General features: G+C 64.0%; 22 protein-coding genes. 15 read left to right on the plus strand and 7 right to left on the minus strand.

The window, feature by feature from the left end:
* From SR908_RS05255 to der, 6 genes are all read left to right on the plus strand, one after another.
* Positions 1 to 1,083: a RodZ domain-containing protein gene (locus SR908_RS05255; RefSeq protein ID WP_246919447.1), complete on the plus strand. Its 1,083-nt coding sequence runs from the start codon at positions 1 to 3 to the stop codon at positions 1,081 to 1,083.
* A 7-nt stretch (positions 1,084 to 1,090) separates the two neighbouring features.
* Entirely contained in the window at positions 1,091 to 2,206 is a 1,116-nt protein-coding gene (gene ispG / locus SR908_RS05260; protein WP_246919444.1) for a flavodoxin-dependent (E)-4-hydroxy-3-methylbut-2-enyl-diphosphate synthase, read from the plus strand.
* 40 nt (positions 2,207 to 2,246) lie between these two features.
* Entirely contained in the window at positions 2,247 to 3,533 is a 1,287-nt protein-coding gene (hisS, locus tag SR908_RS05265; protein ID WP_246919441.1) for a histidine--tRNA ligase, read from the plus strand.
* Positions 3,534 to 3,593: 60 nt separating this feature from the next.
* The gene (locus SR908_RS05270; protein WP_246919438.1) at positions 3,594 to 4,253 is read left to right on the plus strand and encodes a YfgM family protein; all 660 of its coding nucleotides are present in this window, start codon (positions 3,594 to 3,596) and stop codon (positions 4,251 to 4,253) included.
* Entirely contained in the window at positions 4,253 to 5,416 is a 1,164-nt protein-coding gene (gene bamB / locus SR908_RS05275) for an outer membrane protein assembly factor BamB (RefSeq protein WP_246919435.1), read from the plus strand. The genes SR908_RS05270 and bamB overlap by 1 nt, the downstream gene beginning before the upstream one ends.
* A 190-nt stretch (positions 5,417 to 5,606) precedes the next feature.
* Complete coding sequence (gene der / locus SR908_RS05280; RefSeq protein ID WP_097022094.1) at positions 5,607 to 7,010, plus strand: ribosome biogenesis GTPase Der; 1,404 nt, start codon at positions 5,607 to 5,609, stop codon at positions 7,008 to 7,010.
* Between the two features lie 6 nt (positions 7,011 to 7,016).
* Here der and SR908_RS05285 read toward each other — a convergent pair whose 3' ends face one another.
* Positions 7,017 to 8,633, minus strand: coding sequence for a diguanylate cyclase (locus SR908_RS05285; protein WP_246919433.1), 1,617 nt, complete (start codon positions 8,631 to 8,633; stop codon positions 7,017 to 7,019).
* A 50-nt stretch (positions 8,634 to 8,683) separates the two neighbouring features.
* Complete coding sequence (locus SR908_RS05290) at positions 8,684 to 9,547, minus strand: ATP-binding protein (RefSeq protein WP_246919430.1); 864 nt, start codon at positions 9,545 to 9,547, stop codon at positions 8,684 to 8,686.
* 123 nt (positions 9,548 to 9,670) lie between these two features.
* Between SR908_RS05290 and SR908_RS05295 the strand changes: the two genes are divergently transcribed.
* Positions 9,671 to 10,486, plus strand: a complete 816-nt coding sequence (locus SR908_RS05295) for a M48 family metallopeptidase (RefSeq protein ID WP_246919427.1) — start codon at positions 9,671 to 9,673, stop codon at positions 10,484 to 10,486.
* 111 nt (positions 10,487 to 10,597) lie between these two features.
* Here SR908_RS05295 and aroE read toward each other — a convergent pair whose 3' ends face one another.
* The 5 genes from aroE to SR908_RS05320 form a co-directional block, all read right to left on the minus strand.
* Positions 10,598 to 11,428, minus strand: coding sequence for a shikimate dehydrogenase (gene aroE / locus SR908_RS05300; RefSeq protein WP_246919424.1), 831 nt, complete (start codon positions 11,426 to 11,428; stop codon positions 10,598 to 10,600).
* Complete coding sequence (gene hemF, locus SR908_RS05305) at positions 11,425 to 12,345, minus strand: oxygen-dependent coproporphyrinogen oxidase (RefSeq protein ID WP_246919421.1); 921 nt, start codon at positions 12,343 to 12,345, stop codon at positions 11,425 to 11,427. The genes aroE and hemF overlap by 4 nt, the downstream gene beginning before the upstream one ends.
* Positions 12,346 to 12,427: 82 nt before the next feature.
* Positions 12,428 to 12,985 (minus strand): Sua5/YciO/YrdC/YwlC family protein, encoded by a 558-nt coding sequence (locus tag SR908_RS05310; protein WP_246919418.1) that lies wholly within the window; start codon positions 12,983 to 12,985, stop codon positions 12,428 to 12,430.
* A 111-nt stretch (positions 12,986 to 13,096) separates the two neighbouring features.
* Entirely contained in the window at positions 13,097 to 14,236 is a 1,140-nt protein-coding gene (gene dprA / locus SR908_RS05315; protein ID WP_246919415.1) for a DNA-processing protein DprA, read from the minus strand.
* 11 nt (positions 14,237 to 14,247) lie between these two features.
* Positions 14,248 to 15,159: a peptidoglycan-binding protein gene (locus tag SR908_RS05320; RefSeq protein ID WP_246919412.1), complete on the minus strand. Its 912-nt coding sequence runs from the start codon at positions 15,157 to 15,159 to the stop codon at positions 14,248 to 14,250.
* 249 nt (positions 15,160 to 15,408) lie between these two features.
* Here SR908_RS05320 and def point away from each other — a divergent pair, with 249 nt between their 5' ends.
* The 8 genes from def (at position 15,409) to sstT (ending at position 23,667) form a co-directional block, all read left to right on the plus strand.
* Entirely contained in the window at positions 15,409 to 15,921 is a 513-nt protein-coding gene (def, locus tag SR908_RS05325) for a peptide deformylase (protein ID WP_246919409.1), read from the plus strand.
* Positions 15,922 to 16,021: 100 nt separating this feature from the next.
* Positions 16,022 to 16,996: a methionyl-tRNA formyltransferase gene (fmt, locus tag SR908_RS05330; RefSeq protein WP_246919406.1), complete on the plus strand. Its 975-nt coding sequence runs from the start codon at positions 16,022 to 16,024 to the stop codon at positions 16,994 to 16,996.
* On the plus strand, positions 16,993 to 18,309 hold the full coding sequence (rsmB, locus tag SR908_RS05335) for a 16S rRNA (cytosine(967)-C(5))-methyltransferase RsmB (protein WP_246919404.1): 1,317 nt from the start codon (positions 16,993 to 16,995) through the stop codon (positions 18,307 to 18,309). Before fmt ends, rsmB begins: the two co-directional genes overlap by 4 nt.
* Before the next feature lie 83 nt (positions 18,310 to 18,392).
* On the plus strand, positions 18,393 to 19,040 hold the full coding sequence (locus tag SR908_RS05340) for a nicotinamidase (RefSeq protein ID WP_246919401.1): 648 nt from the start codon (positions 18,393 to 18,395) through the stop codon (positions 19,038 to 19,040).
* Between the two features lie 35 nt (positions 19,041 to 19,075).
* Entirely contained in the window at positions 19,076 to 19,282 is a 207-nt protein-coding gene (locus SR908_RS05345) for a dodecin (RefSeq protein ID WP_097022105.1), read from the plus strand.
* 100 nt (positions 19,283 to 19,382) lie between these two features.
* Positions 19,383 to 20,756, plus strand: coding sequence for a Trk system potassium transporter TrkA (trkA, locus tag SR908_RS05350; RefSeq protein WP_246919398.1), 1,374 nt, complete (start codon positions 19,383 to 19,385; stop codon positions 20,754 to 20,756).
* A 46-nt stretch (positions 20,757 to 20,802) separates the two neighbouring features.
* Complete coding sequence (locus SR908_RS05355) at positions 20,803 to 22,251, plus strand: TrkH family potassium uptake protein (RefSeq protein WP_246919395.1); 1,449 nt, start codon at positions 20,803 to 20,805, stop codon at positions 22,249 to 22,251.
* 204 nt (positions 22,252 to 22,455) lie between these two features.
* Positions 22,456 to 23,667, plus strand: coding sequence for a serine/threonine transporter SstT (gene sstT / locus SR908_RS05360; RefSeq protein ID WP_246919391.1), 1,212 nt, complete (start codon positions 22,456 to 22,458; stop codon positions 23,665 to 23,667).
* Positions 23,668 to 23,734 lie beyond the last annotated feature (67 nt).

Raw genomic sequence — 23,734 nt, forward strand, 5'->3', positions numbered from 1 at the left:
ATGAGCGACACTCACGAACAACACGTTTCCCCCGCTCCCACCGAGGGTCACGAACCTCCGGGCACTCGGCTGAGGCGCGAGCGCGAGCGGCAGGGGCTGTCGCTGGAAGAAGTCGCCGAGCAGCTCAACCTCCGGCCGGCCGTGGTCACCGGTCTGGAAGAAGACCGCTACGATCAGGTTCCCATCGCCACCTATCGGCGGGGTTATCTACGTGCCTACGCCAAGTTGCTGGGGCTCGACGACACGCGTGTGGCGCAAGACTACGATGCCCTGCATGGCCGTGACGATCTCGACCGCAAAGTCACACCGCCATCGTATCGCTCGCAACCGCCCTCACGGATCGGCGCTTGGGTCTTCAAGTTGGTCACGCTACTCATCATCGTGGGCCTGATCGGCTTGACGCTGATGTGGTGGCAGAGTCGTGAAGGCAACGAGTTCTTCGGCCTCGGCGATGAACCCGCCGCCATGGAAAGTGCGGATGGCGGTAACGCCACCGAGGGCAGTGCGGGGAACGTGGGGAGCGAGGCCATGGCAAACGACGCCCCCCCCAGCGACGATGCACAACGCGACGGTGTCGCATCGCAGGCTGCCACGGGCGAACAAGGCAATGCGAGCGAGCAGGACAACCTGCCGCCACTACCCGACGAAAATGATAGCTTGGGGCTGGTCGATGGCGACGACGCGAGCGCTGATGACACCTCGAGCGATGACACTACCAACGGCGACGATGTCGACGCACAGGGCGCGAATATCGCCGCTAGCGAGCCCTCGGTAGATACCGAATCCGCCACGCAGGGCGGCGGCAGCGATGGCGCCAGCAACGTTGCAAGCGCTGACAGCGCCAATAGCATGACACTGACTTTCAACGACCAGTCATGGACCGAAATCTATGATGCCGACGATCAACGCCTGTTGGCGGGGCTGCAAGACCCCGGAACCGATATCCAGTTAGAAGGCACGCCGCCGTTTCGCCTGACCATTGGCAACGCCACCGGCGTCGAACTCCGCTATCAGGACGAGGATATCGACCTGAGCCAGCATACCGGCGGCAACAACGTCGCCCGCTTCACCTTGGGAGAGTGATACGCACATGCATATGCAATCTCCGATTCAACGGCGCCAGTCCCGCCAGATTCATGTCGGGAACGTCCCCGTCGGTGGTGGCGCGCCCATCGCCGTTCAAAGCATGACCAACACCGACACCCTGGACGTCGCTGCCACAGTGGCACAGATCCGCCAACTCGAGGCCGCGGGCGCGGACATCGTGCGCGTCTCGGTGCCCACCATGGAAGCCGCCGAGACCTTCGGCCAGATCAAGCGCGAGGTCGCGGTACCCCTGGTGGCCGATATTCACTTCGACTACAAGATCGCCCTGCGCGTGGCCGAACTGGGCGTCGACTGCCTGCGCATCAACCCCGGCAATATCGGCCGCGAAGACCGCGTGCGCGCGGTGGTCGATGCCGCCCGCGAACACGGTATTCCGATCCGTATCGGCGTCAACGCCGGATCGCTGGAAAAGGATCTGCAGAAAAAATACGGCGAACCGACGCCAGAAGCGCTGGTCGAATCCGCCATGCGGCATATCGAGCACCTCGACCGTCTCGATTTCCAGGATTTCAAGGTCAGCGTCAAGGCCTCCGACGTGTTCATGGCAGTGGCCGCGTACCGGCAGCTGGCGCAGCGCATCGACCAGCCCCTGCATCTGGGCATCACCGAAGCCGGCGGCTTGCGTTCGGGAACCGTGAAGTCCTCGATTGGACTCGGCATGCTGCTGATGGAAGGCATCGGCGACACCATTCGCGTCTCGCTGGCGGCCGATCCCGTCGAAGAGATCAAGGTCGGCTATGACATGCTCAAGAGCCTGCGCCTGCGCTCCAAGGGCATCAACTTCGTCGCCTGCCCGAGTTGCTCGCGCCAGAATTTCGACGTCATCGGCACCATGAACGCCCTCGAGGAGCGCCTCGACGACATCATGACGCCGCTCGATGTCTCGGTCATCGGCTGCGTGGTCAATGGCCCCGGCGAGGCCAAGGAAAGCGATATCGGCCTCACCGGCGGCGACCCGGCCAACCTCGTTTATATCGACGGCAAGCCGGCCAGCAAGCTTCGCAACGACCACTTGGTCGACGATCTGGAAGCGCTGATCCGCGATAAGGTCCGCGAAAAAGAGGCCCGCGAACGCGATACCATCGCTCGCGAGGCATAAAGCGCCACTCGCGCGCCCCGTACCGGTTCAGGAGTCAGCATTGAGCAACAAGATCCAGGCCATCCGTGGCATGAACGATCTGCTACCGGAGCAGTCGCCTGTTTGGCAATACTTCGAGCGCCAGATCCAGCATCTCATGCAGCGCTATGGGTATAGTGAAATCCGCACGCCCATCATCGAGCAGACGGCGCTGTTCAAGCGCTCGATCGGCGAAGTGACCGATATCGTCGAGAAGGAGATGTATACCTTCGATGATCGCAACGGCGATAGCCTCACGCTGAGGCCCGAAGGCACCGCCAGCTGCGTGCGTGCGGCGCTGGAGAACGGCCTGCTTTACAACCAGACGCAGCGCCTATGGTATCAAGGCCCGATGTTCCGCCATGAGCGCCCACAAAAGGGGCGCTATCGGCAGTTCCACCAGGTCGGTGTGGAAGCCTATGGCATGTACGGGCCAGACATCGACGTCGAGATGATCCTGCTCAGCGCCCGCCTATGGGAAGCGCTCGGCCTGATGCCCCACGTCCAATTGGAGCTCAACTCGCTGGGCTCCAACGAGGCCCGTGCCGCCTACCGCGATGCGTTGGTCGCCCACTTCGAGGCGCATTCCGATGTCCTCGACGAGGATTCTCGGCGCCGCCTGAGCACCAACCCACTGCGTATCCTGGACTCCAAGAACCCCGACATGGCGGCGATGCTCGCCGACGCGCCGCGCTTGATGGATCACCTCGACGAAGAATCGCGTGTTCACTTCGCCGAGCTGACCACCATGCTCGAGGCGGCCGGCATCGACTACGTCATCAATCCGCGCCTGGTGCGGGGGCTGGACTATTACAGTCGAACCGTGTTCGAGTGGACCACCCAAGCGCTGGGCAGCCAGGGCACGGTATGTGCCGGCGGTCGCTACGATGGCCTGGTCGAACAGCTCGGCGGCAAGCCCACACCTGGCGTGGGGTTTGCCATGGGCGTCGAGCGACTGATCCTGCTACTCGAAACGCTCGACCTGATCCCCGAGGCCGCGCGGCCACGCACCGACGTCTATCTGACGGCCATGGGCGATGCCGCCAGCCGCGAAGCGATGCTGCTGGGCGAACGCCTGCGTAGCGCTCTGCCCGGCATGCACCTGCAGCTCCATTGCGGCGGCGGCAGCTTCAAAAGCCAGATCAAAAAAGCCGACAAGAGCGGTGCCCGCATGGCGTTGTTACTCGGCGAGGATGAGCTGGCCAGCGGTCAGGTAGGGATCAAATTCCTGCGTGAGGACCGCGATCAAGAAAGCGTTGCCCTCGATGCGCTCGCGGCGCGTCTCAAGACGCTTCTCGCGGAGGCTTGAAGAACCGACTTGAAGAACGAAGCGCCGTTTCGTACGAACAGCCATTGAAGGAGACCGCCCGTGGCGGAGCTTATTACGAGCGAAGATGAACAGCTTGAGACGCTCAAGCGCTGGTGGAAAGAGTACGGCAAGGCGATTATCGCTGGCATCGTGCTGGCCGGCGCTGGCGTATTCGCCTGGAACGCCTGGCAGGATTACCAAGCCTCTCAAGCGGAAGCGGCGTCACAACGCTACCAACAGCTCACGATGCTGATGCAGCAACCGCAGATGAGCGCCGAGCAACGCGAACAGGCGACGACCATGATCGATGGCCTGGAAAGCGAACACGGTGGCACCCTTTATGCCGAGCTTGCCGAGCTGATGCGTGCCCGTTTGGCTGTCGACGCCGATGACTTGGAGGGCGCACGCGAGACACTGTCGTCTTTCATCGAAGGCAGCGAACATGCTTATCTCAGTGGCCTCGCGCGCCTCAACTTGGCTCGCGTGCAGATCGCCCTAGACAACGCCGAGGGCGCCCTGACCACGCTCGAGGGCGATATTCCCAGCGCGCTCGAGGCGCAAGCCGCCGAGATCAGCGGCGATGCCCATGCCGCGTTAGACCAACCCGATGAGGCGCGTCAAGCCTATCAAGACGCGCTCGCCCGCGCCGAAGAGCAAGATCAACCGCTTTCCGGCGTACGGCTCAAGCTCGACAATCTCGGTGTAGAGGACGCCAGCTGATGAAATTGAACCACTTACTGTTACCGGCCGCGCTCACCTTGTCTACCTTGCTGGTGGGCTGCGCTGGCGACGTCGAGCCGCAGTATCCGCCCAAGGAACTCAAGGACTTCTCGGCCTCGGCGACCCTCGACGAGCGTTGGTCCACCTCGGTCGGCGACGGCCTTGGGCGGGCACGTTATCCCTTGATGCCCCTACTCGCCGACGGCACCCTCTACGCCGCCGACGAAAGCGGCCTGTTGCGCGCGCTCGACGCAGATAACGGCGACACCCAATGGGAAGTACGCTTCGACACGCCACTTTCCAGCGGCATGTCCCGCGATGGTGCGCGCTTATATGCCGGCACGCGCAACGGTTCCGTCGTCGCCATCGACCGCGAGGACGGCAGCGAAGCCTGGCGCTCCAAGGTCTCCAGCGAAGTGTTGGCCACCCCCCAGGTCAACAGCAACCTGGTCGTGGTACAGAGTGTCGACGGCACGGTGACCGCCCTGAATCGCACCTCCGGGCAGGAAGAATGGACCTACAGCAGCAGCCAGCCTTCGCTGACCCTGCGCGGCACAGGCACGCCACGAGTCATCGAGCCCGTCTCGTTCGTCGGCTTTGCCAATGGCCGTCTGGTAACGCTCGACAACCGCAGTGGCCAACCGCTGTGGGACATGCGCGTCGCCGTGCCGCAAGGCCGCACCGAAGTGGAGCAACTGGTCGATCTCGACGGCCAGCCGGTGCTGTCTCAGGACGGTCGCCTGTTCGTGACCAGCTACAACGGCCGCGTCATGGCGCTGGAAGCCACCAGTGGCGAAGTCATCTGGTCGCGCGACGAATCCAGCTATCTGACCCCGCTGCGCGTAGGTAACTACCTCTTCACCGTCAACGAAGCCAGCCATGTCCTGGCCCTCGATGTCGATAGTGGCAGCGTGCTGTGGGAGTCCGATGCCCTCGAAGGTCGCGACCTGACCGCGCCCACCTTTGTCGACGGCAAGCTGGCGCTAGGCGACTATCAGGGGTATGTCCATCTGCTCAACGCCAGCGATGGGGAAATCATGGGTCGCACGGAACTCGGCGGCGATGGCATCAGCCTGCCGTTGCTGGCCGACGGTCAACGGATCTACACCCTTACCAACGACGGTGAACTGGCAGCCTACGATATCGACGCAAGCGACGATTGAGCGGGTCGTACTTGAGCTTGTTAGCGGGCACCTCATCGCGAGGTGCCCGCGTCATTTGTGGGCCCTTACCGATCAGCAATGCTAGAATCACGCCACGACAACGTGACGCTTGCGTCATGTCCTCTTTGAAGCGACTACGTCGCATGTCCAGCCTCACTCAACGCTTTTGTGCGCCGGTTTACGAGACAACATGAATCCTGTCATCGCCCTGGTAGGCCGACCCAATGTCGGCAAATCGACCCTTTTCAATCGCCTGACCCGCACGCGTGACGCGCTGGTCGCCGACTTCGCCGGCCTGACCCGTGACCGCAAGTACGGCAACGGCGCGCTCGGCGACAAAACCTACACGGTCATCGACACCGGCGGCATCAGCGGCAATGAAGAAGGCATCGAAGCCGCCATGGCCGAGCAGTCGCTGCTGGCCATCGACGAAGCCGACATCGTGCTGTTCATGGTCGACGGGCGTAGCGGTCTCACCGCCGCCGACGAGGCCATCGCCAATCACCTGCGCGTCAATCAGAAAAAGACCTGGCTGGTGGTCAACAAGACCGATGGGCTCGAAGAGCACTCGGCGGCGGCGGACTTCTGGCAGCTTGGCCTGGGCGATCCGCGCCCGATCGCCGCCGCGCATGGGCGCAACGTGACCGCCTTGATCGACGAGGTGCTGGCGCCCTTTCCCCCACGCGAGGTCAACGCCGCGCCGCCGGATCTCAGCAATGGCATTCGCATCGGAGTCATCGGTCGTCCCAATGTCGGCAAATCGACGCTGGTCAACCGCCTGCTGGGCGAAGAACGCGTCATCGTCTTCGATGAGGCCGGCACCACGCGCGATGCCATCGAGATCCCTTTCGAACGACGCGGAAAGCCCTATGTGCTGGTCGACACCGCCGGCGTGCGGCGACGCAAGAACGTCAAGGAAACCACCGAGAAGTTCTCGATCATCAAGACACTCGAAGCCATCAAGGACTGCCATGTGGCGGTCATGGTGCTCGACGCGCGCAGCGGCCTGGTCGACCAGGATCTGCACCTGCTCGACTATGTCCTGAGCAGCGGGCGGGCGCTGATACTGGCGGTCAACAAATGGGATGGCCTCGAGCAAGAGGCAAAGGACAAGATGCGCACGGAGGTCAAGCGCCGCCTGGGCTTCGCCGATTACGCCGAGATGCACTTTATCTCCGCGCTGCACGGCACCGCGGTAGGCGATCTCTACCCCTCCATCACGCGCGCGTTCGACTCGGCCAACAGCCACTGGTCGACCAATCGCCTGACCACCCTATTGCAGGATGCGGTGAGCGAACATCAGCCGCCGCTGGTCCACGGTCGCCGCATCAAGTTGCGCATGGCCCACCAGGGCGGCAGCAACCCGCCCATCATCGTGGTCCACGGCAATCAGACCGGCTCACTGCCTGAGGCGTACAAGCGGTATCTGATCAACACCTTCCGCAAGGTGCTCAAGGTACGCGGTACACCGATGCGCTTCGAGTTCCGCTCGGGCGATAACCCTTACGACGAGAATGCCGGCGCCAGCGACCGCGAGAAGGCCAAGAAACGCGAACTGAACCGTACGCGCGAGGCACGCAAGAAGCGCCGCTGAGATGCGTCACTCGTCGCCATTGCCGAGCACGCGATTGCGCCCCGCCAGCTTGGCGCGGTAGAGCCTTTGATCGATGGCGTCGAGCCCCGCCTCGACGCTGGCAGCATCATGCAGGCCCGCCACCCCGGCAGAGAACGTCACGCCGATATCGCCGCGGTCGTTGATCGTTTGCGTCTGCGATTGGAACTGCAGGCGTATGCGTTCGATCGCGCGTTGCGCGTCCTCGGGACTGCAGTGCGGCAACACGACACAAAACGCCCCACCGGCATAACGCCCCACGTGGTCGATGAAACGCAGCTGCTGCGTCAAGTGCTCCGCGAGGCGGCGGATCACGTAATCGCCGCTGGCATGCCCATGATGGGCATTCAGTGCCCCCACATGGTCGATATCGATCAGCGCTAGACTAGTCGGCGTACCGCTACGCTGCGCACGGGCGAATTCGACTTCCAACAACTCTTGCAAGGCCGCGTAGGTGAGCACGCCGGTCAGGCCATCGCGCGCCACCCAGCGCCGCGAGCCACGCACTCGGTGCGCGTGTGACAAGACCGTAGCCACCAGGGCATCGTCATCGACCGGCTTGCCAAGAAAAGCGTCACCGCTACGCGTCAGGGCCTGCTCACGCACATCATCGCCAGCCGCCAGATACACCACGGGCAAGTCACGCCAAGCGTCATCGAGACGCATCACGCGGGCCATCTCGCGTCCTGTGCACATGGGCAAGCGCGTGTCCACCAAGGCCAGGTCGGGACGATAATCGCGCAGTGCGCCCAGGGTCTCGGCCGGCACATTGACCACCCATGAATCGATGCCCGCACCGTCCAGCACCAAGTGGTAATGTTCAGCCAGTTCGACATCGTCATCGACGATCAGCACGCGCAGCGGTTCCGGCGTGGGGCGCAGAATCAGGCGCTCCAGGCATCTGTCGATCAGCGAGGCATCCAGCGGCGATACGAAATAACCCGCCGCGCCATGGCGAATCGCCGCGAGTCGCGCCGCAAAATCGTCCTCATCGCCGAATATCAGCAGGTGCGGCGGAGACTGCCAGGCGTTCCACCAGGCACTCCAACGAGAACGCGGAACGCTACGCTCGTCGATCAGCACTGCATCGGGTTGCCACGCCACCAGAGCCTCGACGTCATGCATGGCATACTCGTGACACACATATCCCAACGCGCTCAAGGCCTCACCCAGCGCGCGTCGCCCTAGTGGCTCGTCACCGAGCAAGGCAACACGCCCCGACGCGGTATCTCGCTGGACCATCGTGGCGTGTGCGGGAAACAGGTCGTCGAGATGGGGCAGTTGCTCCGCCCCGGTTTGCAGACGCGATTGCAGCGCCGCCAGTGTATAGGGGGCAGGCAGCACGCCCCCATCGAGCCACTGGCGAACCTGGCACGCCACCTCGCCACATGTCTCGCTCAAGGCGTCATAGCCGAAACTACCGGCGGAATCCGCGATACGTTGCAGGGCCTCGCAGACTGCCTCCAGTTCCACCGCCGATGCGGCATTATCGCGGGCACTCATTTCCTCGACTTGCGCCATTATCGCCTGCACGTCGTCATGCAGTCTCTCGACGTATTGCACGCGTAATGCCTCGAGGCGCCGACTGCGTTCGCTCTCTTGCATATCGCCCTCTCCCTGACCTTAAGTCCGCCTCGCAGCACTGAATATTACGATTATTGCGCCTCTTGCATCGCGCCCACCCACTGGCAGGCAAACTGCCAGGCGGCGCGTCCGCTTCTCACCCCACGCAAGGTGGCAAAACGCACCGCGTCCTCGCGGGCCGCATCGCTCCAGGCGTCATCCCCACCCAGGTAGTGTACCCAATGCCGGCACGCATCGAGGTAGGTGTCCTGGTTGAAGGGATGAAAGGCCAGCCACAACCCGAAGCGATCGGAGAGCGAGATGCGCTCCTCCACCGCGTCGCCATGATGGAGCTCGCCGTCGACCAACCGAGTGTCCTGATTATCGCCGAGCGACTCGGGCAACAAGTGGCGCCGGTTGGACGTCGCATACAACAACACGTTTTCGGGCGGGCCGGTCAAGGTACCATCGAGCACGCTCTTGAGCGCTTTATAGGCGTCGTCGTGGCCTTCAAAAGAGAGATCATCGCAGTATACGATGAAGCGATGCGTCGAGCCTCGCAGTCGCTGCACCAACCCTGGTAGACCCACCAGGTCGTGGCGGTCGACCTGAATCAGGCGCAACCCTTCCGGTGCCAGCGTGTTGAGCAAGGCTCTGACCATCGACGACTTGCCGCTGCCGCGTGCCCCCCACAGCAGCGCATGATTCGCCGGGCGTCCGTGCAAGAAAGCGCGCGTGTTGTTCAAAAGCGCCGTCTTCTGGCGCTCGATGCCGACCAGGTCGTCCATGCCGACGCTATCGCGCGCAGCCACCGGGATCAATTGGCCGCCCAGCGCGTTACGCTGCCAGATTGCCGCCACATCACGCGACCAATCGACAGCCGCGGGTTCCGGTGGCAACCATGCCTCGACCCGGTCCAGCACCTTGTGCAGACGTTGCGCTAGATCGGCGTCCATCCTTCTCCTCCTGTCGTCGTTCATTCTAGAATCCCGCACGTATATCGCTGGTTGACCCTACGGGGCATCAGGGTATCTTGGAGCCGTTTGGTTGCCGGGTCCAGAACCCATCAGGAGATTCTCATGCAAAGGACGTTGCCGTCTCGCCTACGTACACCGCTCGCCATCGCCATGGTCGGCCTAACGCTCGCCGCCTGCAGCACTTCGCCCTTAGGGCGAAATCAGTTGGCCCTGTTTTCCAACGATGAACTCGAGCAGATGGGGCAGCAAAGTTTCACCCAGTATCAGGAAGAATTGCCCGAGGTCGGAGGCGCCACGCACGACTACGTGCAGTGCGTAGCCGGGGCCATCACCGCCGAGGTACCTGCCGATGCGCAGGCCGATGAATGGGAAGTCAAAGTCTTCGAGGACGACTCGGCCAATGCCTTCGCACTGCCGGGAGGCTACATTGGGGTCAATAGCGGCCTGCTGGATATCACCGAGAACCAAGACCAGCTGGCCGCCGTCATCGGTCACGAGGTGGCCCACGTTCTTGCGAATCACGCCAACGAGCGCGTGTCGACGCAAGCCGCCACGCAGACCGGGCTCTCGATCCTGCAATCGGCCGCAGGACTGGAAGGTGCCACCGGCGAGCAGCTCATGGGACTCCTCGGCGCGGGCGCCCAATACGGCGTGATCCTGCCCTTCTCGCGCAAGCATGAGTCAGAAGCCGACAAGCTCGGCCTGGACTTGATGGCCGAGGCCGGCTTCAATCCCAGCGCCAGTATCGAGCTGTGGCAGAACATGGCCGCGCAAAGCCAGGGTGCGCCCCCGGAATGGCTCTCCACCCACCCCAGCAACCAGTCACGCATTCAAGGCTTGCAAGATCGTCTCGATGAAGCCAAGCCGCTCTACGAGCAGGCCCGGGCCAACGGCAAGCGCCCCAACTGTCAACGCTGATCGCCCTCTGAAAAGCCAGTGGGAGGGAACTTGTTCCCGATTGGTTCAGGCCTCTGATCGCGAATAAATTCGCTCCCACACCAGAGCCTGACCTCAGGTGCCTGCGGAACGTCAAAGCTCGTGGCGTAGCGTATCGCGTACCGGTCCAGTGTCAGGGCGCACGTGCCGCCACAGGAAAAACGACTCAGCGGCCTGCTCGACCAACATGCCCAAACCATCGATCGTGCGCGCGCCACGCGCGCTCGCCCATTGCAGAAAGACAGTCGGATCGGCGGCATACATCATATCGTAGGCCACGCCGTCAGGCGCCAATAGCGTATCCGGCAAGGGCGGCAGTTCGCCGCCCAATGAGGCGCTGGTGCCGTTGATGACCACCTCAAAAGGGCCTTCCAGGGCATCGTAACCGCCACCCGTCACGTACGCCTGTTGCTGCCCACGTTCTTGCGAATAAAAGTCGGCGGCCAGGCTGACGGCTTTCTCGGCCGTACGGTTGGCAATATGCAGGGACCGCGGCCCCGCCGCCAGCAACGGATCGAGCACGCCGCGCACGGCGCCGCCCGCACCGAGCACGAGAACGCGCGCATCGTCGAGCGTCACGCCGTGCGCCTCGAGATCACGCACCAGCCCCACGCCATCGGTGGTATCGGCATAGGTGCGCCCGTCGCGGCCATGTACCAGCGTATTGACGGCTCCCGCTCTACGCGCGCGCTGGCTGAGCACGTCCGCCACGCGATACGCCTCTTCCTTGAACGGCACGGTGACATTGGCGCCACATCCGCCAGCCGCCACGAAGGCCTGCCAGGCGCCAGCGAAGTCCTCGCGCGGCGCCTCGATGGCCTCGTAGGTCATGGCCTGGCCACACTGCTCGGCGAACAGCGCATGAATGCGCGGTGAGCGCGAATGCGCGATGGGATTGCCGAAGACACAGTAACGCTCGCTCATGCCTCGGCCTCCTCGAGCCATTCGCGTGGGTGCAGGAATTCATCGCCCAGGCGCGCCTCGTCGCTTCCCGGCTCGGGCTCCCAACAATATTGCCACTGCGCCAGCGGCGGCATCGACATCAGGATCGACTCGGTGCGCCCACCGCTTTGCAGTCCGAACAGGGTGCCGCGATCCCAGACCAGATTGAACTCGACGTAACGCCCGCGCCGGAACGCCTGGAAATCGCGTTCGCGCTCGCCGTAGGGCGTCTCGCGCCGCCGCCGCACGATGGGTAGATAGGCGTCGAGGAAGGCATCGCCGACCGCCTGCTGGAACGCGAAGCAGTGCTCGAAATCCCACTCGTTGAGATCGTCGAAGAATAGCCCACCGACGCCGCGCGTTTCGCCGCGATGATGAAGGGTGAAATAGTCGTCGCACCACTGCTTGAAGCGCGGATAGACATCATCGCCGAACGGCGCGCAGGTATCGCGGGCGACGCGGTGCCAGTGAACCACATCCTCGAACACCGGGTAGAACGGCGTCAGGTCGAAACCGCCGCCGAACCACCAGACGGGATCGGCATCGTCCTTTTCGGCGATGAAGAAGCGCACGTTACCATGCGCGGTGGGCACATGCGGATTATGCGGATGCAGCACCCAGGACACGCCCACGGCATGGAAGCTACGACCGGCCAATTCGGGCCGCGCGGCCGAGGCCGAAGCCGGCAGGCGTTCACCGAAGACATGCGAGAAATTGACCCCACCCTTCTCGAACACGTGACCGTTCTCGATCACCCGCGAGCGACCGCCACCGCCCGACTCGCGTGTCCAGCTGTCTTCTCGAAAGGCCGCGCCATCCTCGGCAGCCAAGCCTTCACAGAGACGTTCCTGCAAGTCGAGTAGATACTCCTTCACCTTGTCGAGATGGGGATGTGCCACGTCACGCTCCTCGGGTTATCGGTTGGTTTGACTCATGTAGCGCTCGGCCATGGCGCAAGAGCGCGCCACACTCCGGCACGCCTCAATCGCGCAGTACCTCGCCGCTTGCCAGATCACGGATCGTGCTCGGCCGCGCGTACCCGCCAAGCGCCCCATCGACGAGCGTCACCGCCTCGCCGAAGGCCGCACGTATATCGTCGGCGCTCATCGCAGGCGGCTCTCCGGCGCGATTGGCCGAGGTCGAGACCAGCGGACCGCCGAAGGCGTTGCACAATGCTTGTACCAGGGGATGATCGCTGACACGTACCGCCAGGGTGGCGTGCTCACCGCGCAACAACGGGCGTGCCCGCCCGTTGTCAGGTATCAGCCAGGTTGTGGGCACCATTTGGCTGGCCGCCAGGCGCGTACGCTGCGTCTCGTCGAGCCCTTCCAGCCAGGGAGCCAGTTGAGACACGGCCCCGGCGATCAGGATCAGCCCCTTGGCAGGATCGCGTTGCTTGAGTTCGATCAGCCGCGCCAGCGCGGCATCGTCATCGGGATCACAGCCCAGCCCCCACACCGCTTCGGTGGGATAGGCCACGATGGCGCCACGGCGCAAGGCCGCCACGGCGTGACTGAAAGTGTCGGAGGTTTCTGACATGGCGAAGGATGTCGCTTCACGGCGATACAAGGTAGAGCCATCTTATCACGCACCTGGAGGAAAACGCCGCGCCACGCTGTCGCAGGCGACCTGACAACCACCAAAACGTGCCTAGCATGTAGTCCGTCGAACCCACCCCCCACTGACCTGCGCCGCCTGGCCGTCGAGCTCCAGCTCCAGCAGGCGCATCTGGCATCCGCCGACATCCAGCTCGCTGCGCTCGACGAGCACATCCAGCGGCGTGGGAGCCTTGTCCAACAGCGCCAGTAACGGATCCTGAGGCACATCGGAGAGCGCCGGTGCTTCTGCACGCGCCGCTGGCATCGCAATGTCGGACTCGGGCGGCGCCGCGTTCAGCGCCTGCCAATGGCCGAGTTGCTCGAGAATATCGTCGCGCCCGCACACCAGAGAAGCACCGTCGCGGATAAGTCCCAGGTTGCCACGCGCCTGCACGTTGTGCAGCGAGCCGGGAATCGCGAAGACCTCGCGGTTCTGCTCCATCGCCAGCCGCGCGCTGACCAGCGAACCGCTCTTCTCGGCCGCCTCGACGACCAAAACGCCCAACGATAGCCCGGTGATGATGCGATTGCGGCGCGGGAAATAGCGCGCATGGGCGCGCGTCTCGGCAGGATGTTCGGAGAGCAGCAGGCCGCCTTCGTCGAGCAGACGACGATACAGGCCTGCATGGCGAGGTGGATAAATCACATCCACGCCGCAGCCGAGTACCGCAATGCTACGTCCGCCCGCATCCAACGTCGCCCGCTGGGCCGCACCATCGACACCCAGCGCCATGCCGCTGACGATGCCGAATCCGGCACCCACGAGTTCGCGGGCGAAGAAGGCCGCATTGTCGCTGCCTTCACGGGTCGGACGCCGCGTGCCGACCATGGCCAGGCCCGGCAGATCGAGGGCGCCCAGGTCGCCCTTGGCCCATAGCAGCGCCGGTGGATCGACGATTTCATCGAGCAAGGCGGGCCAGGCCGGATGACCGGGATACAAGAGATGATGCGATGGCTGGCTCGCCTCCCATTCCAGGGCCACCGTGACCGGTGCCTCCAGAGGACTCTTCGCGGGGTGCTCGAGCCAGTACCTCAGCGTGTCGCGCGGTCCGGCAGGCATCGCCGTGAGCCAAGCGTCGGGCCAGTTATCAGCCACGCCTTGCGCGGCCAGTTCACGGCGGATGACCGCCAGACGCCGTGCGCCGAGTTTGGGGAGATGCGCCAGGGCACACCACTCTCTCGCTGTCATCATGCGCACCTTCCTCACCGTGCTTCCAATGACGTCAACACACTCCGCTCGGGGGTGCTCACGCCATCGCCGACTTCCAGTGGCCGCGAGGCCTCCATGACCAGCGCATAGCTGACCCGCTCGAAGCTCTCGAACACCATCGCCATGCCGCCGGGCTCGCCCGCCAAATGCAAGGTGTCACCTTCGAGTGGATCGCTCACCTGCGCCGGCGAGGCATCCAAGGCCAGCACAGCCCCCGGCATAATGCCATTCCTGCGCCCCAGATCGAGCGTCACAATGGTGTGCCGGCCGACATAGTTCACGCCTTCGGGCACGCCCAGAATCTCGCCATCGACGGCACGGTCTGGAACATGAGGGGAAAACGTCAGAGAAAGGGGCTCTTCGCGATACGGCAGCAGACGATCGCCGGGGCGTATTTCCTGACGCGCCTTGCGCACCTCGAAGACATCCAGGTCGCCTTCGCGTCTCACCCAGCGGGCCTCGCCCACCGCGCGCAACTCGATACCCAGCAGTTCGTCGCTTTCCGGGTCATGGTAGACCGAGCCAGGCCGATAGATGGCACGTCGCACGGCACGCGAGCGCGCGGCCTCCTCGCCTGCGCGGACATAAAACCGGTCGCCACTGCCGATCAGTTGATGTCCCTCCTCGCCCGCGACGACATAGGGCGTATCATCCAGCGTGGCCCGCGAGTCGATGAGGCGATATTCGTTCAGGAAGGGCGCCACCGTCTGGCGCTCGATGGTGGGGGCCGTCTCGCTCGGCGGCACTTCACGCACACGTGGGGACAGATGCACGACCTCACGCGCTTCATCGCGTTCCTCGGCGGCATAGACCGAGCCGACAATAGCGACCAGTGCCAACCCGAGTCCCACTCGCATACCGCTGCGCCACCACCCGGCAGCGCTCCCGCCATATCCTGCCCACATGATCGTCTCTTCTTCTGAGTGCTGGCACGTCAACCTGCCACTGCCCGAGGCTCTCGACCCTCGGCATGCGTCAGGACGCACTGCTATACTTTTCACATGTTCCGTCGCCCTGCTTCACCGCTGCTGGCGACGCACCGCCTAGCCGTTCGCTATCGGCGGCATCGGCGCCCTTTCGGTTCCGTTCCTGCCGGTGGCGCATTACACTAGCGGACAAATTTCACGTGACAGCATAACGGTTTTCTTAACGCCATGGCCAAGCTGACCATTCTCGAATTTCCCGACGGACGCCTGCGCAACAAGGCAGCGCCTGTCGAGACCGTCGACGACGAGATCCGTACGCTGGTCGACGACATGCTCGACACCATGTACGACGCCCAGGGCATCGGCCTGGCCGCGACCCAGGTCGATGTGCACCGCCGTGTCATCGTCATGGATGTCAGCGACGATCGCTCACAGCCCCGCGTACTGATCAATCCCGAATACACTCCGCTGGGTGAGGAACGCGAGCCCATGCAGGAGGGCTGCCTGTCGATTCCCGACCATTATGCCGAGGTACCGCGTGCGTTGCGGGTATCGCTCAAGGCACTGGATCGCGATGGCACGCCTTACGAGCTGGAGGCCGATGGTCTGCTCGCCCACTGCATCCAACATGAGTGCGATCACCTCGAAGGCACGCTGTTCGTCGACTATCTCTCGCCGCTCAAGCGCGACCGAATCATGAAAAAGATGCAGAAACGCCACAAGGCCATGCAGGACGCCTGAGGCCACGCCACCCTCACGCCTCGCACTCGCCAAACGGGCCGGCATTTGCCGGCCCGTGGCATTCATCCAGGTCCCGCAAGCCGTTACGGAAGTCCGCCCGATGTCCCAGTCTCTGCGCGTCGCATTCGCCGGCACGCCCGATTTCGCCGCCGCCAGCCTCGCGGCACTGCTCGAAAGCCGCCACGAGGTGGTCTCGGTGCATACCCAGCCCGACCGTGGCGCGGGACGCGGGCGCAAGCTCAAGCCCAGCCCGGTCAAGGCACTGGCGCTCGACCACGACCTGCCCATCCATCAACCGACCACGCTCAAGGACGCCGCTGCTCGGCAGGCGCTCGCCGACTGCAACGCCGACGTGCTGGTCGTGGTCGCCTATGGGTTGATCCTGCCGCAAGCGGTGCTCGATATCCCGCGCCTGGGCTGCCTCAACGTGCATGCCTCGCTGTTGCCTCGTTGGCGCGGCGCGGCGCCCATTCAGCGCGCCATCGAAGCCGGCGACACGCGTAGCGGAGTGACCATCATGCAGATGGACGCCGGCCTCGATACCGGCGACATGCTGCTGGTGCGCGACACGCCGATCACCGCGACGACCACCAGCGGCGAGCTGCACGACCGTCTTGCCACGTTGGGCGGAAAGGCCATCGTCGAAGCGCTCGACGCCCTGTCGGACACGGGCCTGGCCGCGACGCCACAGCCGGCGGAGGGCGTCACCTACGCCACCAAGCTCAGCAAGGCCGAGGCCGAGCTCGATTTCACACGCCCTGCCGCCGAACTCGCCGACCGCGTGCGTGCCTTCAACCCCTGGCCGGTGGCCTGGACACGCCTCGCCGACGAGCCACTACGCCTGTGGTTGGCCGAGCCAGCCCCCGACAACGGCACCGCCGCGGCCCCCGGCACGCTACTGGAGAGCACCCCGGACGCCCTGCGCATCGCCTGCGGCCCCGACGGCACTCAGGTGCTGCACATCACCCGCGCCCAACTGCCCGGCGGCAAGCCGCTCGCGGTGCGCGATCTGCTCAATGCCCGTGGCGAGCGCTTTGCTCCGGGACAGCTACTGGGTCAGGAGACCACCTCATGAGTACACCGGATATTCGCGCCGTCTGCGCCTCCGCCCTGGCCCCCGTGCTCGACGGCAAGGGGTCATTGAACGCCCTCGATAGCGCCTTGGAATCCGCTGGCGTTGAAGGACGTGATCGCGGCCTGGCCAAGGCGCTGTGCTTCGGTGTCTGCCGTACGCTGCCTCGCCTCGAGGCGCTGTCCAAGATCCTGCTGCGCCAGTCATTCAAGCGCCGCGACCAGGACATCCAGGCGCTGTTGCTGCTCGGCCTCTATCAGCTCCTGTACATGCGTGTCCCCCCTCATGCCGCCGTGGGCGAAACCGCCGGGGCCGCTCGTGCGCTGGGCAAGGGCTGGGCCACGCGCGTACTCAATGGCTGCCTGCGCCGCTTTCAGCGCGATACTCAGGCGCTTCAAGCGCAGGTCGACCGCGACCCGAGCATCGCGCTGCTGCATCCCGAGTGGATGCTCACACGTTGGCGCGAGGCCTGGCCCGACGACTGGCGCGAACTGGCCGAGGCCAACAATCAGCCCGGCCCCATGACCCTGCGCGTCAATCGTCGCCACGTAGATCGCGAAACGTACTTGGCCCGCTTGCGGGACGCCGGCCTGGCCGCCGACCCTACGCCGTACGCGCCGGATGGCGTGACCTTGCAGGAAGCCTGCGACGTGCGCGCCCTACCCGGCTTCAGTGAAGGCGCGGTGAGCGTGCAGGACGAGGCCGCCCAGCTGACCGCACCACTACTCGAACCAACCCTGGCCACGACGCCCGGCGCTCGCGTGCTGGATGCATGCAGCGCCCCCGGCGGCAAGACCGCACATCTGCTCGAAGCCTTCGATCTCGAACTCACCGCCCTGGACAGCGACGCCGAGCGGCTCGGCCGCGTCGACGCTACCCTGACGCGCCTCGGGCTCGAAGCTACCACATTGGCCGCCGACGCCAGCCGTCTCGAGTGGTGGGATGAACAACCTTTCGACGCCGTGCTGCTCGACGCGCCCTGCTCAGGCACCGGTGTCATTCGCCGCCACCCGGACATCAAGCGCCTGCGTCGTCCCAGCGATATCCGCGAGCTCGCTGCGCTACAGGCCCGCCTGCTCGATACGCTCTGGATGACCCTAGCCCCCGGCGGCACGCTGCTATACGCCACCTGCTCGGTGATGCCCGAAGAGAACGTAGATCAGATCGCCGCCTTCCTTGCCCGCACCCCGGATGCCAGCGCCGACGAACTCAACGTCGACTGGGGCCGCCCCGCGGGCGCCGGGCGCCAGCTCCTGCCGCGCATCGAAGGTCACGATGGCTTCTTCTACGCGCGTTTGCGCAAGACCACGGCGTAACCGCCGGCGTACACCGCTGCCGACTTGCCAGCAGCGTACGCGGCTTCGATACTGAGGGTATCTCACCCATGTGTGGAGCCCTCGTGTTGCAGGATGCCCTCGAGATCATCGATACGCGTTGCGCCCTGCTCGTCGTCGACGTGCAAGGCGACTTCATGCCTGGCGGGGCGCTGGCCTGCGCCGATGGCGATGCCATCCTGCCGGGGCTGAGCCAGTTGCTCGGCGAGCGACGTTTCGCGCACGTCGTGGCGACCCAAGACTGGCATCCCGCACGACACGTCTCCTTCGCCAGCGAGCATGCGGGCTATCAGCCCTTCGATACCCTCGACCTATACGGCGAGCCGCAGACCCTGTGGCCCGATCACTGCGTGCAGAACACGCCCGGCGCCCGTCTGCATCCCGGGCTCGACTGGGCACCGGTGGATCTGATCGTGCGCAAGGGATGCGACCCACGCGTCGATTCCTACAGCGCCTTTCGCAACAACCTGGGGCCCGATGGCACACGCCCCACCACGGGGTTGACCGGCTGGCTACGCGAACGCGGCGTCGACAGCGTCTATCTCTGCGGTCTGGCGCGTGACGTATGCGTATTGTGGAGCGCCGAGGACGCCGTCGCCGCGGGCTTCAAGACACGCTTTCTGTGGCCGCTGACGCGCCCAGTTACCCATGACACGGACGCCGCCACGCGGCAGCGTCTCACTCGGCTCGGTGTCGAGATCATCGGCGCTTGAGCCACCCATCGCACTTGAAGCGCAAGGAGAACGCCATGAGCGATCACGTCTATAAACACATCGAGCTGACCGGCTCCTCCCCGGACGGTATCGAGCAAGCCGTGAACAATGCCCTGGAAAAGGCCCGCGAGACATTGCACGGCATGCGCTGGTTCGAGATCACCGACACTCGCGGCCACCTCGAGGACGGACGCGTGGGCCACTGGCAGGTCACGCTCAAGGTCGGCCTAGCGCTCGATTGAATGCCACCGGGCGTCATGACACGCCGCCGTGGCGCCCCTGTCATTGGGGGCGCCGCCTGGTTTATGCTACGCGCCAGTCACTGAGCGCGGATTCTCTCGCATGAAGATCATCATCCTCGGCGCCGGCCAAGTCGGCGGCACACTGGCCGAACACCTGGCCAGCGAAGAAAACGACATCACCGTCGTCGATGTCGACACCAAACGCCTGCGCGAACTGCACAACCGTCTGGACATCCGTACCGTGGTGGGTACGGCATCCTATCCCATGGTGCTGCGTCAGGCGGGCGGCGAGGATGCCGACATGCTGATCGCGGTGACCAACTCCGACGAAGTCAACATGGTCGCCTGTCAGGTCGCGCATACGCTGTTTCGTACTCCGACCAAGATCGCCCGCGTCCGCGCCACCGCCTATCTGACACGCAAGGGCTTGTTTTCCCACGACGCGATCCCCGTCGATGTATTGATCAGTCCCGAGCAGGTGGTCACCGACCATATCCGCCGCCTGATCGAATACCCTGGCGCCCTGCAGGTACTCGACTTCGCCGGCAGCCTGGCCCAGCTGGTGGCGGTCAAGGCTTACTACGGCGGGCCACTGGTGGGCCAAGAGCTTGGCTTCTTGCGCCGCCACATGCCCAACGTCGACACCCGCGTGGCGGCGATCTATCGCCGCAATCGCGCACTCATCCCGCGTGGCGACACGGTCATCGAGGCCGACGACGAGGTGTTCTTCATCGCTGCGCGCAAGGACATCCGCGCAGTGATGAGCGAGATGCGCAAGGTCGATCGTGACTTCCGTCGGGTAATCATCGCGGGCGGCGGCAACATCGGCGAACGCCTCGCCGAGACGCTCGAACACAACCACCAGGTGAAAATCATCGAGCATGAGCTGGAGCGCTGCACGGTGCTCTCGGAGCGTCTCGACCGCACCGTGGTGCTGCACGGCAGCGCGACCAGCAAGCGCCTGCTGCTGGAAGAGAACATCGAGGATTGCGACATCTTCTGCGCGCTCACCAACGACGACGAGGTCAACATCATGTCGTCGATGCTGGCCAAGCGTCTGGGTGCCAAGAAGGTCTTGACGCTGATCAACAACGCGGCCTATGTAGACCTCGTTCAGGGCGGCGAGATCGATATCGCCATCTCGCCGCAACAAGCCACCATCGGCGGCTTGCTCACCCATGTGCGGCGCGGCGACATCGTTAACGTGCACTCACTGCGCCGCGGCGCCGCCGAGGCCATCGAGGCCATCGCCCACGGCGACTCGCGTTCCTCCAAAGTGGTGGGACGCACCATCGACGAGATCGACTTGCCCAGCGGCACTACCATCGGCGCCATCGTACGCGGCAAAGAGGTCATCATCGCCCACGACGATGTCGTGGTGGAAAGCGGTGACCACGTGATTCTCTTCGTCATCGACAAGCGCCGTATTCGCGATGTCGAGCGCCTCTTCCAGGTGGGGCTGACGTTCTTCTGATGAGTATTCGCTCACGCACGCCCCCCGTTTCGGCAAGGCGACTGCCATGAGCTTTCTGGTGATCCTGAGGATCGTCGGGCTATTGCTCATGCTGTTCAGCCTGACCATGGTACCACCGGTGGTGATTTCGTTGATTTTCGACGACGCCACCTGGGACGCCTTCGTCATCGGGCTGGGCATCACTTTCATCACCGGGGCGCTGCTGTACTGGCCTGCGCGCAATGCGCGTCGCGAACTGCGTACCCGCGATGGCTTTCTGATCACCGTGATGTTCTGGAGCGTACTGGGGCTGTTCGGTTCGCTGCCGCTGATGCTCGCCGCGGATCCCTCGCTGTCGTTCACCGACGCCGTGTTCGAATCGTTTTCCGGCCTCACCACCACCGGTGCCACCATTCTCACCGGCATCGACCTGCTGCCCGAATCGATCCGCTTCTATCGCCAGCAACTACAGTGGCTAGGCGGCATGGGGATCGTGGTGCTGGCAGTGGCGATCCTGCCGACACTCGGCATCGGTGGCATGCAGCTCTACCGCACCGAGATTCCGGGACCGCTCAAGGACTCCAAGCTGACGCCACGTATCACCGAAACCGCCAAGGCCCTGTGGTACATCTATGCCGCCCTGACCCTGACGTGTTTCCTGGCATATTGGCTGGCGGGCATGAGCTGGTTCGACGCCATCGGGCATAGCTTCTCGACCGTCGCCATCGGTGGCTTTTCGACCCACGACGCCAGCATCGGCTATTTCGACAGCGCCACCATCGAGCTGATTTGCGTGTTCTTCATGATCGTCTCGTCGCTGAGCTTCGGGCTGCACTTCGCAGTGTGGCGCGAGAAGCGCCTGAGCCATTATTTGCTCGACCCCGAATTCCGTTTTTTCGTGATCTTCCTGGCGCTGCTGATCACCATCACCATCGCCACGCTCATGTTGAGCGGCACCTACGACGACACCCTGGGACTGCGCCACGGCTTGTTCGAGGTAGTGTCGGTGGCCACCACTACCGGTTTCGGTGTCGCCGACTTCACCGTCTGGCCGGGCGTGTTGCCATTCATGCTGTTCATCGCCGCTTTCGTCGGCGCCTGCTCGGGCTCCGCTGGCGGGGGCATGAAGGTGATTCGCATCCTGTTGATCCTCAAGCAGGGCCTGCGCGAGATTCACCGCCTGATTCACCCCAATGCGGTGTTTTCAGTCAAAGTCGGCAAGATGCGTATTTCCAGCGGCGTGGCCGAAGCCGTGTGGGGCTTCTTCTCCGCTTATATGCTGCTTTTCGTGCTGATGTTGATGATCTTACTCGCCACCGGGCTGGATCAGGTGACGGCCTGGTCGGCGGTGGGCTCGGCGCTCAACAACCTGGGTCCGGGACTGGGTGGTGTGGCCGAGCATTACGGCGACATGCCTGATCTCGCCAAGTGGACCCTGGTGATGGCCATGATGTTCGGGCGCCTGGAGATCTTCACCATCCTGGTGTTGTTCACGCCTGCGTTCTGGCGACGCTGAGCCAGCGCGACACGATTCACCATTAAATGGCATTATTTCGGCATTTTCGTGCTGTTTAAAACAATCGCCTCTTCCCTCTTCCACTAAAGATCAAAGCTTTCGAGGCCGATTCCCCGAGTGTCGCGGCGGCGGCGATGCTACCATGCGCGCTTCCCGACCCGCCGCGACGGGCCGTCATCCATTTTTCAGCCTCGAGAGAGAGTCATGTCCGCCAGCCTTGCCAGCCCTTTTCGCGCGGTGGCCCGCCTAGGGCTCATTCCGCAAATCGTCATCGGTATCGTGCTCGGCATCGTCGTGGCCACCGTCTGGCCCGATGCCGCCGCCTCGATATCGCTTCTGGGTGAGGTGTTCATCTCCGCCCTGAAAGCGGTGGCGCCGGTACTGGTCTTCCTGCTGGTCATGGCGGCCATCGCCAATCACCGGCGCGGCCAGCCCACGCATATTCGCGGCGTGCTGCTGCTGTACGTGATCGGCACCCTGTGCGCTGCCTTGGTGGCCGTCGTCGCCAGCTTCGCGCTTCCCACCACGCTGGTCATCGACGCTCCCCAGGCGAGTGGCCAGCCGCCGGGTGGCATCGCCGAGATCCTGCGCAATCTGTTGCTCAATGTCGTGGACAACCCCATCCACGCGCTGATGAACGCCAACTTCGTGGGTATTCTGGCGTGGGCGATCGGGCTTGGCATGATGCTGCGTGGCTCCTCGGAGACGACCCTCGGGGTACTCAACGCCTTCTCCGATGCCGTCTCCAACATCGTGCGTTTGGTTATCCGCTTCGCGCCGCTGGGTATCTTCGGCCTGGTCGCAGGCACGCTCGCGGATACGGGTATGAATGCCCTGCTCGACTACGCCCATCTGCTCGCCGTCATCGTCGGCTGCATGCTGTTCGTGGCACTGGTCACCAACCCCTTGATCGTGTTCCTGACCACCCAGCGCAACCCGTACCCACTGGTGTTCGCCTGCCTACGTGGCAGTGCCATCACCGCGTTCTTCACACGCAGCAGCGCCGCCAACATTCCCGTCAACATGGAGCTTTGCGAGCGCCTCGACCTGGACGCCGACACCTATTCGATCTCGATCCCGCTAGGCGCAACCATCAACATGGCCGGCGCCGCCATCACCATCTCGGTCATCACCCTGGCCGCCGCCCATACCCTGGGGATCAGCGTAGACTTCGCCTCGGCACTGTTGCTGTGTATCGTCGCCTCGCTCGCCGCCTGCGGTGTCTCCGGCGTAGCCGGCGGGTCCCTGCTGCTCATCCCGATGGCCGCCAGCCTCTTCGGCATTTCCAATGACGTGGCTATGCAGGTCGTCGCCATTGGCTTCGTCATCAGCGTCGTGCAGGACGCCACGGAGACCGCGCTGAACTCGTCAACCGACGTGTTGTTTACCGCCGCGGCGTGCCGCGCCAAACACTGATTCCTAAGCTCGACTCCCCGCTCGCAGCATCATCGAGCGGGGCCGAGTTTGGCCCGCCCCCTGCCAT

The organism is Chromohalobacter canadensis (assembly GCF_034479555.1).
Classification (GTDB): domain Bacteria; phylum Pseudomonadota; class Gammaproteobacteria; order Pseudomonadales; family Halomonadaceae; genus Chromohalobacter; species Chromohalobacter canadensis.

Bases quoted from the DNA above. Each gene is read 5' to 3' on its own strand.
- SR908_RS05255 (WP_246919447.1), top strand. From the start codon at position 1: ATGAGCGACACTCACGAACAACACGTTTCCCCCGCTCCCACCGAGGGT.
- ispG (WP_246919444.1), top strand. From the start codon at position 1,091: ATGCATATGCAATCTCCGATTCAACGGCGCCAGTCCCGCCAGATTCAT.
- bamB (WP_246919435.1), top strand. From the start codon at position 4,253: ATGAAATTGAACCACTTACTGTTACCGGCCGCGCTCACCTTGTCTACC.
- der (WP_097022094.1), top strand. From the start codon at position 5,607: ATGAATCCTGTCATCGCCCTGGTAGGCCGACCCAATGTCGGCAAATCG.
- SR908_RS05285 (WP_246919433.1), bottom strand. From the start codon at position 8,633: ATGCAAGAGAGCGAACGCAGTCGGCGCCTCGAGGCATTACGCGTGCAA.
- SR908_RS05290 (WP_246919430.1), bottom strand. From the start codon at position 9,547: ATGGACGCCGATCTAGCGCAACGTCTGCACAAGGTGCTGGACCGGGTC.
- SR908_RS05295 (WP_246919427.1), top strand. From the start codon at position 9,671: ATGCAAAGGACGTTGCCGTCTCGCCTACGTACACCGCTCGCCATCGCC.
- aroE (WP_246919424.1), bottom strand. From the start codon at position 11,428: ATGAGCGAGCGTTACTGTGTCTTCGGCAATCCCATCGCGCATTCGCGC.
- SR908_RS05310 (WP_246919418.1), bottom strand. From the start codon at position 12,985: ATGTCAGAAACCTCCGACACTTTCAGTCACGCCGTGGCGGCCTTGCGC.
- dprA (WP_246919415.1), bottom strand. From the start codon at position 14,236: ATGATGACAGCGAGAGAGTGGTGTGCCCTGGCGCATCTCCCCAAACTC.
- SR908_RS05320 (WP_246919412.1), bottom strand. From the start codon at position 15,159: ATGTGGGCAGGATATGGCGGGAGCGCTGCCGGGTGGTGGCGCAGCGGT.
- def (WP_246919409.1), top strand. From the start codon at position 15,409: ATGGCCAAGCTGACCATTCTCGAATTTCCCGACGGACGCCTGCGCAAC.
- fmt (WP_246919406.1), top strand. From the start codon at position 16,022: ATGTCCCAGTCTCTGCGCGTCGCATTCGCCGGCACGCCCGATTTCGCC.
- rsmB (WP_246919404.1), top strand. From the start codon at position 16,993: ATGAGTACACCGGATATTCGCGCCGTCTGCGCCTCCGCCCTGGCCCCC.
- SR908_RS05345 (WP_097022105.1), top strand. From the start codon at position 19,076: ATGAGCGATCACGTCTATAAACACATCGAGCTGACCGGCTCCTCCCCG.
- trkA (WP_246919398.1), top strand. From the start codon at position 19,383: ATGAAGATCATCATCCTCGGCGCCGGCCAAGTCGGCGGCACACTGGCC.
- SR908_RS05355 (WP_246919395.1), top strand. From the start codon at position 20,803: ATGAGCTTTCTGGTGATCCTGAGGATCGTCGGGCTATTGCTCATGCTG.
- sstT (WP_246919391.1), top strand. From the start codon at position 22,456: ATGTCCGCCAGCCTTGCCAGCCCTTTTCGCGCGGTGGCCCGCCTAGGG.